A 1,289-nucleotide genomic window follows, 5' to 3' on the forward strand; every position below is an offset into this window, starting at 1 on the left:
ATGTGAGTGCCACAGCTTCGGCGGTGTACTTGAGCCCCGCTACATTGTCGGCGCGGAATCACTTGACCAGTGAGCTATTACGCACTCTTTCAAGGGTGGCTGCTTCTAAGCCAACCTCCTGGTTGTCTGCGCAACTCCACATCCTTTCCCACTTAGCACACGCTTAGGGGCCTTAGCTGATGATCTGGGCTGTTTCCCTCTCGACTACGAAGCTTATCCCCCGCAGTCTCACTGCCACGCTCTCACTTACCGGCATTCGGAGTTTGGCTGACGTCAGTAACCCGGTGGGGCCCATCGGCCATCCAGTAGCTCTACCTCCGGCAAGAAACACGCGACGCTGCACCTAAATGCATTTCGGGGAGAACCAGCTATCACGGAGTTTGATTGGCCTTTCACCCCTACCCACAGCTCATCCCCCAGGTTTTCAACCCTGGTGGGTTCGGTCCTCCACACGGTCTTACCCGCGCTTCAACCTGGCCATGGGTAGATCACTCCGCTTCGGGTCTAGAGCACGCGACTGGACCGCCCTATTCGGACTCGCTTTCGCTACGGCTACCCCCCACGGGTTAACCTCGCCACGCACCACTAACTCGCAGGCTCATTCTTCAAAAGGCACGCCGTCACCCAGAACAAGTCCAAGCTCCGACGGATTGTAGGCACACGGTTTCAGGTACTATTTCACTCCCCTCCCGGGGTGCTTTTCACCATTCCCTCACGGTACTTATCCGCTATCGGTCATCAGGAAGTATTTAGGCTTACCAGGTGGTCCTGGCAGATTCACACGAGATTCCACGAGCCCCGTGCTACTCGGGACGCGCTCCCAGGGAGGCCGCAATGTTTCGCCTACGGGGGTCTCACCCACTACGCCGGACCATCCCAGGCCCTTCGGCTACACCACGACTTTCTCACTCCCCGAACCGTCGGTAGCCGGCTCCGAAGCACTCCCACAACCCCACCACCGCAACCCCTACCAGGTATCACACGATGACGGTTTAGCCTCATCCGCTTTCGCTCGCCACTACTCACGGAATCACTGTTGTTTTCTCTTCCTGTGGGTACTGAGATGTTTCACTTCCCCACGTTCCCTCCACACACCCTATACATTCAGGTGCGGGTGACCGCCCATGACGACGGCCGGGTTCCCCCATTCGGACATCCTCGGATCACCATTCGGTTGCCAACTCCCCGAGGCTTAACGCAGGCTCCCACGTCCTTCATCGGCTCCTGATGCCAAGGCATCCACCATGCGCCCTTACACACTTGACCACCACACACCACCCACCACCAAC

Annotated in this window: 1 rRNA gene; it reads right to left on the reverse strand. The window is 58.1% G+C overall.

The window, feature by feature from the left end:
* Positions 1 to 1,266: ribosomal RNA gene (locus tag ACRYM6_RS22975) — 23S ribosomal RNA — on the reverse strand; the annotation flags it as partial.
* Between the last annotated feature and the right edge of the window lie 23 nt (positions 1,267 to 1,289).

Origin of the sequence: Kineococcus rugosus (assembly GCF_050871975.1) — a bacterium.
GTDB lineage: Bacteria > Actinomycetota > Actinomycetes > Actinomycetales > Kineococcaceae > Kineococcus.